Source organism: Pseudomonas sp. App30 (genome assembly GCF_047947025.1).
Lineage (GTDB): Bacteria > Pseudomonadota > Gammaproteobacteria > Pseudomonadales > Pseudomonadaceae > Aquipseudomonas.
On the sequence record NZ_CP133165.1, the window covers coordinates 4804282 to 4817451 of the forward strand.

The 13170-nt window shown below is 66.4% G+C and carries 15 protein-coding genes; 8 read left to right on the plus strand and 7 right to left on the minus strand.

What is annotated here, in order from left to right:
- Positions 1–87 precede the first annotated feature (87 nt).
- Genes hmgA through maiA form a run of 3 tightly spaced genes read left to right on the plus strand, consistent with a single transcriptional unit; the run spans position 88 to position 3324 of the window.
- Entirely contained in the window at positions 88–1398 is a 1311-nt protein-coding gene (gene hmgA / locus RAM80_RS22220; RefSeq protein WP_416422574.1) for a homogentisate 1,2-dioxygenase, read from the plus strand.
- A complete protein-coding gene (gene fahA, locus RAM80_RS22225; RefSeq protein ID WP_416422575.1) occupies positions 1395–2678 on the plus strand; it encodes a fumarylacetoacetase in 1284 nt (427 codons plus the stop codon). The genes hmgA and fahA overlap by 4 nt, the downstream gene beginning before the upstream one ends.
- A gap of 10 nt (positions 2679–2688) precedes the next feature.
- On the plus strand, positions 2689–3324 hold the full coding sequence (gene maiA / locus RAM80_RS22230; protein WP_416422576.1) for a maleylacetoacetate isomerase: 636 nt from the start codon (positions 2689–2691) through the stop codon (positions 3322–3324).
- Here maiA and RAM80_RS22235 read toward each other — a convergent pair.
- Positions 3313–4134, minus strand: a complete 822-nt coding sequence (locus RAM80_RS22235; RefSeq protein ID WP_416422577.1) for a SirB1 family protein — start codon at positions 4132–4134, stop codon at positions 3313–3315. The two genes, maiA and RAM80_RS22235, sit on opposite strands and share 12 nt — an antisense overlap.
- A 202-nt stretch (positions 4135–4336) precedes the next feature.
- Between RAM80_RS22235 and RAM80_RS22240 the strand changes: the two genes are divergently transcribed.
- From RAM80_RS22240 to RAM80_RS22255, 4 genes are all read left to right on the plus strand, one after another.
- On the plus strand, positions 4337–5356 hold the full coding sequence (locus RAM80_RS22240) for a Leu/Phe/Val dehydrogenase (RefSeq protein ID WP_416422578.1): 1020 nt from the start codon (positions 4337–4339) through the stop codon (positions 5354–5356).
- 106 nt (positions 5357–5462) lie between these two features.
- The gene (gene pdhA / locus RAM80_RS22245) at positions 5463–6560 is read left to right on the plus strand and encodes a pyruvate dehydrogenase (acetyl-transferring) E1 component subunit alpha (protein WP_416422579.1); all 1098 of its coding nucleotides are present in this window, start codon (positions 5463–5465) and stop codon (positions 6558–6560) included.
- Entirely contained in the window at positions 6553–7539 is a 987-nt protein-coding gene (locus tag RAM80_RS22250) for an alpha-ketoacid dehydrogenase subunit beta (protein ID WP_416422580.1), read from the plus strand. The genes pdhA and RAM80_RS22250 overlap by 8 nt, the downstream gene beginning before the upstream one ends.
- A gap of 10 nt (positions 7540–7549) precedes the next feature.
- The gene (locus RAM80_RS22255; protein ID WP_416422581.1) at positions 7550–8653 is read left to right on the plus strand and encodes a dihydrolipoamide acetyltransferase family protein; all 1104 of its coding nucleotides are present in this window, start codon (positions 7550–7552) and stop codon (positions 8651–8653) included.
- Between the two features lie 98 nt (positions 8654–8751).
- Here the strand turns inward: RAM80_RS22255 and RAM80_RS22260 are convergent, their stop codons facing one another.
- Positions 8752–9015, minus strand: a complete 264-nt coding sequence (locus tag RAM80_RS22260) for a YebG family protein (RefSeq protein ID WP_027979086.1) — start codon at positions 9013–9015, stop codon at positions 8752–8754.
- 205 nt (positions 9016–9220) lie between these two features.
- On the opposite strand from RAM80_RS22260, the gene RAM80_RS22265 reads away from it, so the two are divergent.
- Positions 9221–9709, plus strand: coding sequence for a phosphate-starvation-inducible protein PsiE (locus tag RAM80_RS22265; protein ID WP_416422582.1), 489 nt, complete (start codon positions 9221–9223; stop codon positions 9707–9709).
- Here RAM80_RS22265 and RAM80_RS22270 read toward each other — a convergent pair.
- The 5 genes from RAM80_RS22270 to RAM80_RS22290 form a co-directional block, all read right to left on the minus strand.
- The gene (locus RAM80_RS22270; protein WP_416422583.1) at positions 9706–9990 is read right to left on the minus strand and encodes an immunity protein Tsi6 family protein; all 285 of its coding nucleotides are present in this window, start codon (positions 9988–9990) and stop codon (positions 9706–9708) included. The genes RAM80_RS22265 and RAM80_RS22270 overlap by 4 nt on opposite strands.
- On the minus strand, positions 9987–11453 hold the full coding sequence (locus tag RAM80_RS22275; RefSeq protein ID WP_416422584.1) for a polymorphic toxin type 46 domain-containing protein: 1467 nt from the start codon (positions 11451–11453) through the stop codon (positions 9987–9989). Before RAM80_RS22275 ends, RAM80_RS22270 begins: the two co-directional genes overlap by 4 nt.
- 87 nt (positions 11454–11540) lie before the next feature.
- Positions 11541–11870 (minus strand): YXWGXW repeat-containing protein, encoded by a 330-nt coding sequence (locus tag RAM80_RS22280; protein ID WP_416422585.1) that lies wholly within the window; start codon positions 11868–11870, stop codon positions 11541–11543.
- A gap of 105 nt (positions 11871–11975) precedes the next feature.
- Positions 11976–12308: a DUF3509 domain-containing protein gene (locus RAM80_RS22285; protein ID WP_416422586.1), complete on the minus strand. Its 333-nt coding sequence runs from the start codon at positions 12306–12308 to the stop codon at positions 11976–11978.
- A gap of 242 nt (positions 12309–12550) precedes the next feature.
- The gene (locus tag RAM80_RS22290) at positions 12551–12955 is read right to left on the minus strand and encodes an HPF/RaiA family ribosome-associated protein (protein WP_416422587.1); all 405 of its coding nucleotides are present in this window, start codon (positions 12953–12955) and stop codon (positions 12551–12553) included.
- Positions 12956–13170: the final 215 nt, after the last annotated feature.

Genomic DNA, 13170 nt, shown 5'->3' on the forward strand with positions numbered 1-13170 from the left:
GTCTTTATAGCTTGACGCTCCCTGGCAATCAAATTACGTTATTCGTAATCTGATTACGATAAAAATAACAATCGCCCCGGAGGTTTCATGGACCTGGATCCTGGCACTGCCGCGCCCCGCTACCAGAGCGGTTTCGGCAATGAGTTCAGCAGCGAGGCGCTGCCCGGCGCCTTGCCGGCCGGCCGCAACTCCCCGCAAAAGGCCCCCTACGGCCTGTACGCCGAGCAGTTCTCCGGCACCGCCTTTACCGTCCCGCGCAGCGAAGCCCGGCGCACCTGGTTGTACCGCATCCGCCCCTCGGCGCTGCACCCACGTTTCGAACCGTTGGCGCGCCAAGTGCAGGGCGGGCCGCTGGCCGAGCCCACGCCCAACCGCTTGCGCTGGGACCCGCTGCCCATGTCCACTGCGCCCACGGACTTCCTTGATGGTTGGGTGGTCATGGCCGCCAACGCCCCGGCGGACGCGCCCAGCGGCACCAGCCTGTACCACTACGCGGCCAACCGCGACATGACCCGCGTGTTCTACAACGCCGACGGCGAGCTGCTGCTGGTGCCCGAGCAGGGCCGGCTGCGGCTGCTGACCGAGCTGGGGGTGCTGGACATCGAGCCGCTGGAAATCGCCGTGATTCCCCGCGGACTGAAGTTCAGCGTGGCGCTGCCCGACGGCAACGCCCGTGGCTACCTGGCAGAAAACCATGGCGCGCCGCTGCGCCTGCCCGACCTGGGGCCCATCGGCAGCAACGGCCTGGCCAACCCGCGTGACTTCCTGGCGCCAGTGGCGCATTACCAGGACAGCAGCGCCCCGGTGGCCCTGGTGCAGAAATTCCTCGGCCGCCTGTGGGGCTGCGAGCTGCAGCACTCGCCCCTGGACGTGGTCGCCTGGCACGGCAACAACGTGCCGTACAAATACGACCTGCGGCTGTTCAACACCCTGGGCACGGTCAGCTACGACCACCCGGACCCGTCTATCTTTACCGTATTGACCTCGCCCAGCAGCGTGCACGGTATGGCCAACATGGACTTCGTTATTTTCCCGCCGCGCTGGATGGTGGCGGACAACACCTTCAGGCCGCCCTGGTTCCACCGCAACCTGATGAACGAATACATGGGCCTGATCCAGGGCGCCTACGACGCCAAGGCCGAAGGCTTCGTGCCCGGCGGCGCTTCGTTGCACAGCTGCATGAGCGCCCACGGCCCGGACGCCGAGACCTGCGCCAGGGCGGTGGCGGCCGAGCTGGCGCCGGTGCGCATCGAACAGACCATGGCGTTCATGTTCGAGACCAGCCAGGTGCTGCGCCCCAGCCGCCATGCGCTGGCCTGCGAGCAATTGCAGCAGCGTTATGACGCCTGCTGGGCGAGCTTGCCCAGCACCTTCAACCCGAACCGGAGAGACGCATGAACCCGCACCACAGCTGGCTGGCCAGCGCCAACGACCACGCCGATTTCCCCCTGCAGAACCTGCCCCTGGGCGTGTTCAGCCCCCAGGGCGGGCGCCCGCGTGCCGGGGTGGCGATCGGTGATTCGATCCTGGACCTTGAGGTGCTGCTGGCCACCGGCCTGTTGCAGGGCGAGGCCGCCACGGCGGCGCTGGCCTGCGAAGGCGGCCAGCTCAATGGCTTCTTCGCCCTTGGCCGCCAGGCGCGGGTGGTGCTGCGCGAGCGCCTGACCCAGCTGCTGGCCCAGGGCAGTGATAACGTCGGCGTGGTGCGCGACTGCCTGCACCTGGCCAGCGACTGCGAGCTGCACCTGCCGGCCCGGGTGGGGGACTACACCGACTTCTACGTAGGCATCGAGCACGCGAAAAACGTTGGCAAGCTGTTCCGCCCCGACAACCCGCTGCTGCCCAACTACAAGTACGTGCCCATCGGCTACCACGGCCGCGCGTCCACCCTGCGGCCGTCGGGCACGCCGGTGCGGCGGCCGAAAGGCCAGACCATGCCGGCCGGGCACAAGGAACCCAATTTCGGCCCCTGCGCGCGGTTGGACTTCGAGCTGGAGCTGGGCATCTGGATCGGCCCGGGCAACGCCATGGGCGAGGGCATCGCCATCGACCGTGCCGACGAGCACGTGGCCGGCTACTGCCTGCTCAACGACTGGTCGGCGCGCGACATCCAGGCTTGGGAATACCAGCCACTGGGGCCGTTCCTGTCCAAGAGCTTCATCACCAGCCTGTCGCCGTGGGTGGTGACGGCCGAGGCCCTGGAACCCTTCCGTTGCGCCCAGGCGCCGCGCCCCGAGGGCGACCCGCAGCCGCTGCCGTACCTGTGGGACGCGCGCGACCAGAAAAGTGGCGCACTGGACATCGAGCTGGAAGTGCTGCTGCTCACCGAACGTATGCGCGAGCAGGGCCTGCCTGCCGAACGCATCGCCCTGAGCAACACCCGCAGCATGTACTGGACCGTGGCCCAGCTGGTCACCCACCACAGCGTCAACGGCTGCCAGTTGCAGCCCGGCGACCTGTTCGGTTCCGGCACGCTCTCGGGCGCGCAGCCGGGGCAGCACGGCAGCCTGCTGGAGATCACCCACGGCGGCAAGGAGGCGCTGGCCCTGGCGTCGGGGGAAAGCCGGCGCTTCCTGGAAGACGGTGACGAGGTGATCCTGCGCGCGCGTTGCGTGGCGCCGGGGCAGGTGTCCATCGGCTTCGGCGAGTGCCGTGGGCGAATCATCGCGGCGGCGTGAGGGCTGGGCCATGCAACTGTATACCTACTACCGCTCGACTTCCTCGTACCGGGTGCGGATCGCCCTGGCACTCAAGGGGCTGGCGTACCAGTCGCTGGCGGTCAACCTATTGGCCGGCGAACAGCGTGCACCCGCTTACCTCGCCGTCGACCCACAGGGCCGAGTGCCGGCGCTGCGGGTCGAGGGCGGGCAGGTGCTGATCCAGTCCGGGGCGATCATCGAGTACCTGGAGGAGCGCTATCCCCAGGTGCCGCTGCTGCCGGGCGATGCGCTGGCGCGGGCCCGTGCGCGCGGCATCGCGGCGCTGATTGGCTGCGACGTGCACCCGCTGCACAACGTCAGCGTGCTCAACCGGCTGCGCGGGTTGGGGCAGGATGAGGCGCAGGTACAGGACTGGATTCGCGCCTGGATCAGCGATGGCCTGGCGGCGGTGGAGCAGTTGCTGGAGGACAGTGGCTGGTGCCTGGGGCCGCAGCCAGGCCTGGCGGACGTCTACCTGATTCCCCAGCTGTACGCGGCCGAGCGGTTCAGCGTGGCGCTGGCGGCCTGGCCGCGTATTCAGCGGGTGGCGGCGCTGGCGGCCGGGCACCCGGCGTTCGCCCAGGCGCACCCGGCGGCCCAGGCCGACGCGCCGTCAGTGCAGTGACGAAGGCGCCGGCGGCAGCTCGCCCAGGCGGGCGGTCAGGCGCAGGCGCTGGATCGGGTCTTCGCTGAGCAGCAGCGCGTACTCCAGGTCAAAGCGCTCGCCGCGCGGGCAGTCCAGGTGCTGGTAGATACCGGCGCGGGCAATGTAGTCGGCGGCGGTAGGCGAACCCAACACCAGCACCCGCTCGGCGTCCTTGAGGGCGGCGACGTAGTCGTCATGAGTGCTGTGCAGCTGCCGCAGGTTGCGTGACAGGCGTTGCAGCATCTGCCGCGGGTCGGCCTGGGCCAGGTGCTCGGCCACCAGCGGCACCTGCGGGCCGAACTGGCGGCCCAGCAGTTCACGGGTGTCGGCTGGGTACAGGCGGCGGCCACCGCAGGGGTCCAGCTGGTGATCGGCGCCAGGCACCCGCAGCAGGAAGTGCCCGGGAAAATTCACCCCCATCAGCGGGATGTCCAGGCGCCGGGCCATTTCCAGGGCCAACAGCGCCAGGGCCAACGGTTGGCCGCGCTTGCGTTCCAGCACCTTGTTCAGCAGCGCCGCCTGGGGGCGTAGCGGGTGGAAGTCGTCCTGCACGAAGCCCAGGGCATTGAGCCGGCGCAACAGCGGCTGGGCCAGCTCGGCGACCGGCAGCATGGGCAGGCCGATGCTGATCTGCAGTTGCAGCTCGCGCAGCGCTTCGTCGCACTGCCGGGGGTCGAACCCCGGATCATGTTCGGCAGCCAGCCACAACGCGGCCTCGAAGGTCGCGGGCGGGCTTTGCGCAAGGCACTCCAGGCAAGCCTGGCGGGCGGCGTCGAGAACGGGTTTCATCTTTCCACTTGTAGCCCTGCGGCGCGCTTTCGTCCAGTACGCCCATGCACGCCAACCCGTAGCAGCGGCCGCAGGCCGCGTCCCCAGGCGCCGCGTTTTTCCACCAACACCGCAGCGAGACCTGACGCAGCCTGGCGGCAGCTGCTACGGGGTGGCGGGCAGCAGCTACACTGGTTAACACAACAAGATCGGGAGCCGTTCGATGTTCGCTCTCATGCAAAGCACCCGCACCCACGCGCTGCACCTGGCCGTCGACCCGGCCACGGGCCTGCGCGCCGTGGTTGCCATTCACGACTGCCGCGCGGGCCCCGCGATTGGCGGCTGCCGTTACCTGGCCTACCCCGATGACGAAAGCGCCATGGTCGATGCCATTCGTCTGGCCCAGGGCATGAGCTTCAAGGCCGCGCTGGCCGGCCTGCCGTTCGGGGGCGGCAAGGCGGTGATCATCCGCAGCCCCCACGTGGAAAACCGCGCCGGCCTGTTCGAGGCGTTTGGCCGCTTCATCGAGACCCTGGACGGGCGCTTCATCACCGCCATCGACAGCGGCACCTCCACCGCCGACATGGACTGCGTGGCCCAGCACACCCGCCACGTCACCAGCACCACCGCCGCCGGCGACCCGGCACCGCACGCGGCCATGGGCGTGTTCGCCGGCATCCGCGCCACCGCCATGGCGCGCCTGGGCACCGATAACCTGGAGGGTCTGCGCATTGCAGTGCAGGGCTTGGGCAACGTCGGCTACGCGGTGGCTGAACAGCTGCACGCGGCCGGCGCCGAGCTACTGGTCAGCGACCTGGACGCCGGCAAGGTGCAACTGGCCATGGAGCAATTGAACGCCCACCCGGTGGCGGCGGAGGCGCTGCTCAGCACCCCCTGCGATATTTTCTCGCCGTGTGGCCTGGGTTCCATCCTCAACGGCCAAAGCGTCTCGCAACTGCGCTGCGCCGCCGTGGCTGGCGCTGCCAACAACCAGCTCACCAGCCTGCAGGCCGCCGACCAGCTGGAAAAGCGCGGCATCCTCTATGCCCCCGACTACGTGATCAATTCCGGCGGCTTGATCTACGTGGCGCTCAAGCACCAGGGCGAGGAGGTCGGCACCATCACCGCGCACCTGGCGCGCATCGCCACGCGCCTCACCGAAGTGTTTGCCCATGCCCAGGCCGAGAAGCGCTCACCGGCGCGGGTGGCCGAGGCCCTGGCGGAGAAACTGATCTACGCCTGATTTGGCGAGCCGGCGCCTTACCGGCGCCAGCTCCTTGAACGACCTGCGGCCACAAGCGGCGGGTCATGACCGCTACACGTACCCCGTGTGGACCAGGAGTTGTGCAATGACCTCCAACAAGATCAAGCTTCCCTATACCCGTTACCTATCCCCCGACGGCCGCCTGCTGGGCGCCTTGCCCGCCTGGGCCGATGATTTCAACCTGCTGACCCGCCTGTACCGGCAAATGGTGCTGACGCGCCTGTTCGACCAGAAGGCCGTGGCCCTGCAACGCACCGGGCGCATCGGCACCTACGCGCCTACCCTGGGGCAGGAAGCCATCGGCGTGGCCATCGGCAGCCTGATGCACGCCGAAGACGTGCTGATTCCCTATTACCGCGACACCGCCGTGCAACTGATGCGCGGCGTGCGCATGGAAGAAATCCTGCTGTACTGGGGCGGTGACGAGCGCGGCAGCGACTACGCCGAGCCTGCGGTGGCCCAGGACTTCCCGCTGTGCGTACCCATCGCCACCCAGGCCCTGCACGCCTGCGGCGTGGCCAGCGCGTTCAAGATTCGTGGCGAGCACCGGGTGGCCGTCACCACCTGCGGCGACGGCGCCACCAGCAAGGGCGACTTCCTCGAAGCGCTCAACGTCGCCGGTGCCTGGCAGCTGCCGGTGGTGTTCGTGATCAACAACAACCAGTGGGCCATCTCGGTGCCGCGGCGCATCCAGTGCGGGGCGCCGACCCTGGCACAGAAGGCCATCGGCGCCGGTTTCCATGGCGAACAGGTGGACGGCAACGACATCCTCGCCGTCTACGACCGCATGCAGGTGGCGCTGGAGCGCGCCCGTCACGGCAAGGGCCCGGTGTTGCTGGAATGCCTGAGCTACCGCCTGGGCGACCACACCACCGCCGACGACGCTACCCGCTACCGCAGCGCCGATGAGGTCAAGCAGGCCTGGCAGGAAGAGCCGATCAAACGCCTGCAATCGTTCATGGCCGGGCAGGGCGTGTGGGACGAGGGCCGCGAGCAGGCGCTGATCGCCGAATGCCAGGGCCTGGTGCAACAGTCGGTGGCCAACTTCGAGGCCGCCGGCACCCAGGCGCCCGAGTCGGTGATGGACTACGTCTACGCCAAGTGGCCGGCGGTGCTGGCTGACCAGCGCGCGGACTTCCTCGAACGGGTGGCACGCCGCCAGGGAGGGGCCGACCATGAGTAACGACAAGATCAGCCTGCTGGAGGCAGTGAACCTGGCCATGCACCGGGCCATGGCCGAGGACGAGAACGTGGTGGTGCTGGGCGAGGACGTGGGCGTCAACGGCGGCGTGTTCCGCGCCACCCAGGGCCTGCGCGAGAGCTTCGGCTTCAAGCGCGTGATCGACTCGCCGCTGGCGGAAACCATGCTCGGCGGCCTGGTCATCGGCATGGCCGCCCAAGGCCTCAAGCCCATCGTCGAGATCCAGTTCATGGGCTTCATCTACGCCACCATGGAACACCTGGTGTCCCACGCCAGCCGCCTGCGCAACCGCACCCGCGGGCGCCTGAGCTGCCCGATGGTGCTGCGCACGCCCATGGGTGCCGGCATTCGCGCGCCCGAGCACCACAGCGAAAGCACCGAGGCGCTTTTCGCCCACATTCCCGGCCTGCGGGTGGTCATCCCTTCGTCGCCGGCGCGCGCCTACGGCTTGTTGCTGGCGGCCATCGACGACCCGGACCCGGTGCTGTTCCTGGAGCCCACGCGCCTGTACCGCATGAACCCGCAACCCCTGGCCGACGACGGCAAGCGCCTGCCGCTGGACAGCTGTTTCACCCTGCGCGAAGGCAGCGACCTGACGCTGATCAGCTGGGGCGCCAGCGTGCATGAAACCCTGCAGGCCGCCGATGCCCTGGCCGAGCGCGGCGTGTCGGCGGAGGTCATCGACGTGGCCTGCGTCAAGCCGCTGGACCTGGACACCCTGGAGGCCTCGGTGCGCAAGACCGGCCGCTGCGTGATCGTCCACGAGGCACCGCGCTCCTGCGGCGTGGGCGCAGAGATCGCCGCCAGCCTCTACGAGCGCGCCTTGCTCGACCTGCAGGCGCCCATCCAGCGTGTCACCGCCCCGGACATCCCGCCGCCGCTGTACAAGCTCGAGCAGCTGTACATCCCGGCGGTGCCGGACATTCTTGACGCCTGCGACACCGTGCTGAATTTCGCCTGAGGAGGCTGCGATGAAATATTTCAAACTGCCCGACCTGGGCGAAGGCCTGCAAGAGGCGGAAATCGTGCAATGGCACGTCAAGGCGGGCGACAGCGTCAAGGCCGACCAGCTGCTGGTGTCGGTGGAGACCGCCAAGGCGCTGGTGGACATTCCCGCGCCTTATGACGGCGTGGTGGCCAAGACCTTTGGCGGCGAAGGCGACATCCTGCATGTGGGCGAGCCGCTGCTGGGCTACGAAGGCGAGGCCGACGCCGGCACCGTGGTCGGCCGCCTGGAAGGCGGTGGCGGCGCCAGTGCCGACCAGTTCTTCGTCGGCGCTGCGCCGTCCACCCGTGAGCACCTGGGCACCCGGGCCACCCCGGCGGTACGGCAACTGGCGCGGCAACTGGGCGTCGACCTGACCGCGCTCAGCGGCTCGGGCAGCGACGGCCTGGTTACCCGCGCCGACGTCGAAGCCGCGGCGCAAGGCGCCCAGGACCGTTTCGGCGGCGAAAAGCTGCGCGGCGTGCGCCGCAGCATGGCGTTGAACATGGCCAAGTCCCACGCTGAAGTGGTGCCGGTGACCATCTTCGGCGACGCCGACCTGCACCGCTGGGGCCAGGCCCGCGACCCGCTGATTCGCCTGGGCAAGGCCATGGCCGCCGCCTGCAAGGTGGAACCGGTGCTCAACAGCTGGTTCGATGGCCGCAGCCTGTCCATCCGCACCCATGCCCAGCTTGACCTGGGTATTGCCGTGGACACCCCCGACGGGCTGTTCGTGCCGGTGCTGCGCGATGTCGGCAACCGCAGCGCCGAGGACCTGAAGGAGGGCATGAGCCGGCTGCGCGCGGACGTCAAGGCACGCTCGATTCCAGCGAAGGAGATGATGGGCGCCACTATCACGCTGTCGAACTTCGGCACCCTGTTCGGGCGCTACGCCAACCCCGTGGTGGTACCGCCGCAGGTAGCGATCATCGGCGCAGGGGGCATTCGCGAAGAGCCGGTGGCAGTGGAGGGGCAGGTCGTGGTGCACCCGATACTGCCGCTGTCGCTGACCTTCGACCACCGGGCGGTGACGGGCGGGGAGGCCGCGCGGTTCCTGCGGGCGTTGGTAGAAGAACTGGAAAAACCCTGAAACCCCCGTAGCAGCTGCCGAAGGCTGCGTCCTGGCCCCCGCTATATACCTGATGCCAGGCGGGGCCCATGACGCAGCCTGCGGCAGCTGCTACGGGTTTATTCGGCGCCTTCGCCGCTGATCAATTCGTTCAGCGCGTCGGGCTGGCTCTTGAACGCCTTGGCGAACACGTCGCGGTTCTTGGCCATGTAGATGCCCGCGTCTTCAACCTGTTGCTCGGTCAGGGACGGGACTGCCTTTTTCAGGACTTCTGCGAGCAGCTCAGCGAGCTCGAGCATTTTGTCATGACGGTCAGCTTCGGCTTTATCCATGAACAGACGCTCCAGATCTCGGCTGCTGCGGTATACCACTTCGACGGCCATTCACCACCTCACATGCCTTTACGAAAGTTGTCGATTTCGACCACTGGTTGTTTATACAGTAAAAGGATAAGGGATTTTGCTGCCGCTGGATAGTGGCAATTTAATCAGCATTGTCGCAGGGTGAGACAAAATGCCTTCACCGCAAGGCCCGGCTGCTGATGCACAATGAAAGCATCCGCACCCCACGAGTCAAGGAAACCGCATCGTGAAAATCAACTGGGCTGATGCCATGCGCAAGAATGTCCACCACCTGGCAGGCTCGCTGGGCAACCTGCTGGTCGAGACCTTCCACTACCTGGCGCTGTTCGCCATCGGCGCCATCACCGCCTGGGCGGCCGTGGTGGCGTTCCTGGGCATGGTGGAGAAGGGCAACATCATGGTCGATGACATCCTGCTGCTGTTCATCTACCTGGAGCTGGGGGCCATGGTCGGCATCTACTTCAAGACCAACCACATGCCCGTGCGCTTCCTGATCTACGTGGCCATCACCGCGCTGACGCGCCTGCTGATCTCCGACGTGTCGCACCACGGCCCCGCCGACCTGGGCGTGGTCTACCTGTCGGGCGCCATCCTGCTGCTGGCGTTCGCCATCCTGGTGGTGCGCTTTGCCTCCTCGCGCTTCCCCTCGGCCAAGGTCCCGGACCCGGATGCCATGGTCAAAGGGGCGCTCACCGAAGAGAAAGGCGAGACTTAAGGCAGCTGGATCTTCAACCCCCGGCCCAGTTGCGAGGCAATGTAGAAGGCATCCTTCAGCGCCCGCGACAGGTCGGGGTCACTTTCCTCGAACTCCTTCACGGCGATGCTGCCCAGGGTCAACCGGTGCAGCTTCGACTTGTCGCGCTCGCGGCCTTCCAGCACGGCCTTGATGTACGCGAGCTGGTTGAGCACGGACGCATATACCTCGAAGCCTGGCGTCTTGCGAGAGCGGTCCTGCGTGGTGACGATGGCCTTGTCGATGAAATCTACGGGTGTCATGGGCTTCCCAGGTTGAACAGGTCTTTCTGATTGGAGAACAGCTGCTGTGCGCCGCCTTCTGCCGGGAAGGATTGTCCCTTCACCGACCAGAAGTCGTCCACTGGCGCCGCGGTGCTGCGCAACACCTGCACCTTGCCGGCCGTCTGGTAGTTGCCCAGCACTTTGGGTTCGATGGTATTCAGGGCGCGGTTGGTACCCATGGGGTTGATGCCCAGCTGCGTGGGCTGCACGTCCGGGCTCAGGGTATACCAGTTGCCCTGGGGGGCGCCGGGGGACTGATATTGCCACAGGTTTTTGCCGCCATTGAGGGTCTGTACCTGTACGGGCTGGTTGAAGTCCAGGCCGTTCATGTACGACGCCGAGTCGGCCTGGCTATAGCCCTGGGACTTGAAGAAGTTCTCCGCGATTTCGCGATTGCCACGCACGTTGATGTCGTGGTTCAGGTCACCGCTGCGGCCATACTGTTGGTTGAGCAGCTCACGGCGCGACAGCGCTGGCTTGGCGGCCTGGGGCGCGGTCGGCTCGGAGGCCTTGGCGGGGGGCGCCGCCTTGGGCTGCAGTCGAATCGGCTCCTCGGCCTGTTGCACCGGCGCGCGGTTACGTGGCTGCAGGGCACCGTCGGCCAACAGCTGGGGTTCATTGCGGGCCAGCCACTCGGCCAGGCGCCGTTCGCTTATCTGCTCCTGCAACAGCGCCGAGCGTGCGGCGAGGCCTTCGGCACTGCGGGCGAGCGCGCCCTTGACCTGCCCGCGTGTCAGGTAGGTAACGATGGCTGTCAGCAGCAACAGCACCAATTGTTCCTGCCCGCGGGCCAGTTCCCTGGCCGCCTGCTCGATACGCGCCTGGCGCGAAGTGGCGTGGCCACCCCCGGCCTCGAGGCGGCTGCCGCTGGCCTTGTTGTCTATGCGCCAGGCGCTGACGATGCCGTTCTGCAGGGTTTCCAAACAGGCCGGCAGGCCCTTGTAGAAATACTCGGCAATGGCCGAGAGCCCCAGGCCCAGCAGAATCAGGTTGCCCACCTCCAGCCCGATGCCAGCGCCGGCCACGGCGCCTGGGGCCGCGCCAACCCCTGCGCCCAGCACGCCGCCGGCCACCCCGCCAGCGATGCTGCCGAGGGTAACGCTACCGCCCAGGACGAGTGTCACCTGCTTCACCAAGTGCAGCAGTACCTCGAGAATATCGTCGATATGAAGGCTTGCCCAACGTTGGCGCAGGTCGTGGCGGATGATGGGGTAGGAAAGATGCACGGCTTGCCGCACGGCGTCGATGCGCTGGCCGCCCAGTTCGGCATAAACGTGACTGGCGCCTTGTTCCAGGCGCTGGCTGACGCCGTTCCAGCTGGCATGCAGGCCGCTGCTGGCACTGCTCAGGCCATGGTTGAGCGTGTGGTGGAAGTCGCTGAACCTGTGGTTGAGGTTGCGTTCGATTTCCGCCCAGCTGGGAATGTGGGGGGCAAAATCCATTGCGAGGTGGCTGTCCATGATGAAGTTGCAGGGTGAACCTCATCATGAACTGTGGGCAGTTGCAACGAGCGGCTGCAAAAATTGCGATCAGTTCGCCCAGCCACCCTGGCGCCAGTGCCAGCCGTCGCGAGTCTGCACCCAGTGCGGGTGCACGTAGCGGTAGCCCGGGCGCATCGGCTCCCAGTGGCCGCGCACCGGTACGTAGCGGCCGCCTTCCCAGGCCCAGTAGCCACGAGCCCACACATAGCCGGGCCGTGGCCCTGGCTCCTCTTCGATGACCTGCACCGGTGGCGCCTGGGGCGCCACCACTTCGACGTATTCACGGTGTACGGGGCGGCGGTCGTGGACCACGCGCTCCTCGACGCAGCCAGCGGTGGCGGCGACGATGGCCAGCAGGGCGATGCTTCGCATCAGCATAGTGTCTACCTCTTGTAGTTTTCTGTAACAAGCTGGAAAACTACAGCAGCGACGACGGCCCGCACAGCGACTTTACCGGGTGCCTGTTATCGCGACAGGCAAGGTTCAGGCAACAGGGCGAAACGCTGGCACGTGCAAAATCTGGGCTGGCCTGGCGGCCGGCGTAGGCAGGTTCAGGGCGTCGCCGTCGGTCATGGCCGCGAGGATTTCCATGGCGCTGTGGCCGCGCTCGATGGCGATGCCGAACTTGATGCTTTCGATCAGGCGTTGCACGCGCTTGGGGTCATTGCGCTGGGCGGCGCTGATCATTCGCTTGGCCACTACCCCGGTTTCGTTGGACAGGGTCAGCATGATGCTGCCGTCTAGGCGTTCGATGCTGAGGTTGACCCGGTACTCGGGCTGGAAGGCATCGCTGATCGCTTGAAAGGGGTTATCCATGGTGCGTCACCTGAGATGTAAGACGTGCATCAATTGACTGGGGGTTTTCGCGTTAGTTCGAACCTCCAGTCCATTGAGTACGAAGCAAGGGCCATGCCGCGAACACCGGCAGGGTGTGGGTGCTGGCTTGCCAGCGAGCTGTCCAGGCGCCGAAAAACTCGCTGGCAAGCCAGCTCCCACAGGGTTGCAGGCACAAAAAAGGCGAGCCATGGTGGCTCGCCTTTCTTCGTTACAGGTTGTGTCTAGCTGTTGAGCACCTGTTCGTTCTCGAGGAATTCTTCCTGCAACAGGGCATCCGCCTGGCTGCCTGCACCATTCTGGCTATTCACCGCGCGTTTGCTGCGCAGCTTGCCGAACAGGTGTTCCAGGGCGTGGGTGAGCTTGATGGCGGCGCCATCCACTGCCTGATCCAGCGTGGCGGCCTTGTGGGTCACGGAAATCGGTTGGTGGCCTTTTGGCCGCGCTTCCATCTGGCAGCGCTTGTCGTGCGGGCCGGGCTTGTCGCCGTTCTCATCGGCCAGGTGAACCTCGATGCGGGTGAGGTCCTCTTCGTAGCGGTCGAGCGTGCTTTCGACGGTACTGCGTACCCACTCCTCCAGTCGGATGCTGCTTTGAATATGGTTGTCGCTATTGACTTGGATTTGCATAGTTCATCCCTTATTCAGCTAGCTCGCAAGAGATGCGCCGAGGGTGGAAATCAGCGCCTCTTGATTACAAGGTCGGGCACTTGGCCGAACAATTCAACCCCCCAACGAAGATAAATATTCAGTAACTGCATTCCCCTTGACCTGTAGCAGCTGCCGAAGGCTGCGTCACTGCGTCAGGATTCCTTTGCGCATGAGAATATTTATCATTAATATCG

Coding starts and splice junctions, on each gene's coding strand:
- hmgA (WP_416422574.1), top strand. CDS start 88: ATGGACCTGGATCCTGGCACTGCCGCGCCCCGCTACCAGAGCGGTTTC.
- fahA (WP_416422575.1), top strand. CDS start 1,395: ATGAACCCGCACCACAGCTGGCTGGCCAGCGCCAACGACCACGCCGAT.
- maiA (WP_416422576.1), top strand. CDS start 2,689: ATGCAACTGTATACCTACTACCGCTCGACTTCCTCGTACCGGGTGCGG.
- RAM80_RS22235 (WP_416422577.1), bottom strand. CDS start 4,134: ATGAAACCCGTTCTCGACGCCGCCCGCCAGGCTTGCCTGGAGTGCCTT.
- RAM80_RS22240 (WP_416422578.1), top strand. CDS start 4,337: ATGTTCGCTCTCATGCAAAGCACCCGCACCCACGCGCTGCACCTGGCC.
- pdhA (WP_416422579.1), top strand. CDS start 5,463: ATGACCTCCAACAAGATCAAGCTTCCCTATACCCGTTACCTATCCCCC.
- RAM80_RS22250 (WP_416422580.1), top strand. CDS start 6,553: ATGAGTAACGACAAGATCAGCCTGCTGGAGGCAGTGAACCTGGCCATG.
- RAM80_RS22255 (WP_416422581.1), top strand. CDS start 7,550: ATGAAATATTTCAAACTGCCCGACCTGGGCGAAGGCCTGCAAGAGGCG.
- RAM80_RS22260 (WP_027979086.1), bottom strand. CDS start 9,015: ATGGCCGTCGAAGTGGTATACCGCAGCAGCCGAGATCTGGAGCGTCTG.
- RAM80_RS22270 (WP_416422583.1), bottom strand. CDS start 9,990: ATGACACCCGTAGATTTCATCGACAAGGCCATCGTCACCACGCAGGAC.
- RAM80_RS22275 (WP_416422584.1), bottom strand. CDS start 11,453: ATGGATTTTGCCCCCCACATTCCCAGCTGGGCGGAAATCGAACGCAAC.
- RAM80_RS22280 (WP_416422585.1), bottom strand. CDS start 11,870: ATGCTGATGCGAAGCATCGCCCTGCTGGCCATCGTCGCCGCCACCGCT.
- RAM80_RS22285 (WP_416422586.1), bottom strand. CDS start 12,308: ATGGATAACCCCTTTCAAGCGATCAGCGATGCCTTCCAGCCCGAGTAC.
- RAM80_RS22290 (WP_416422587.1), bottom strand. CDS start 12,955: ATGCAAATCCAAGTCAATAGCGACAACCATATTCAAAGCAGCATCCGA.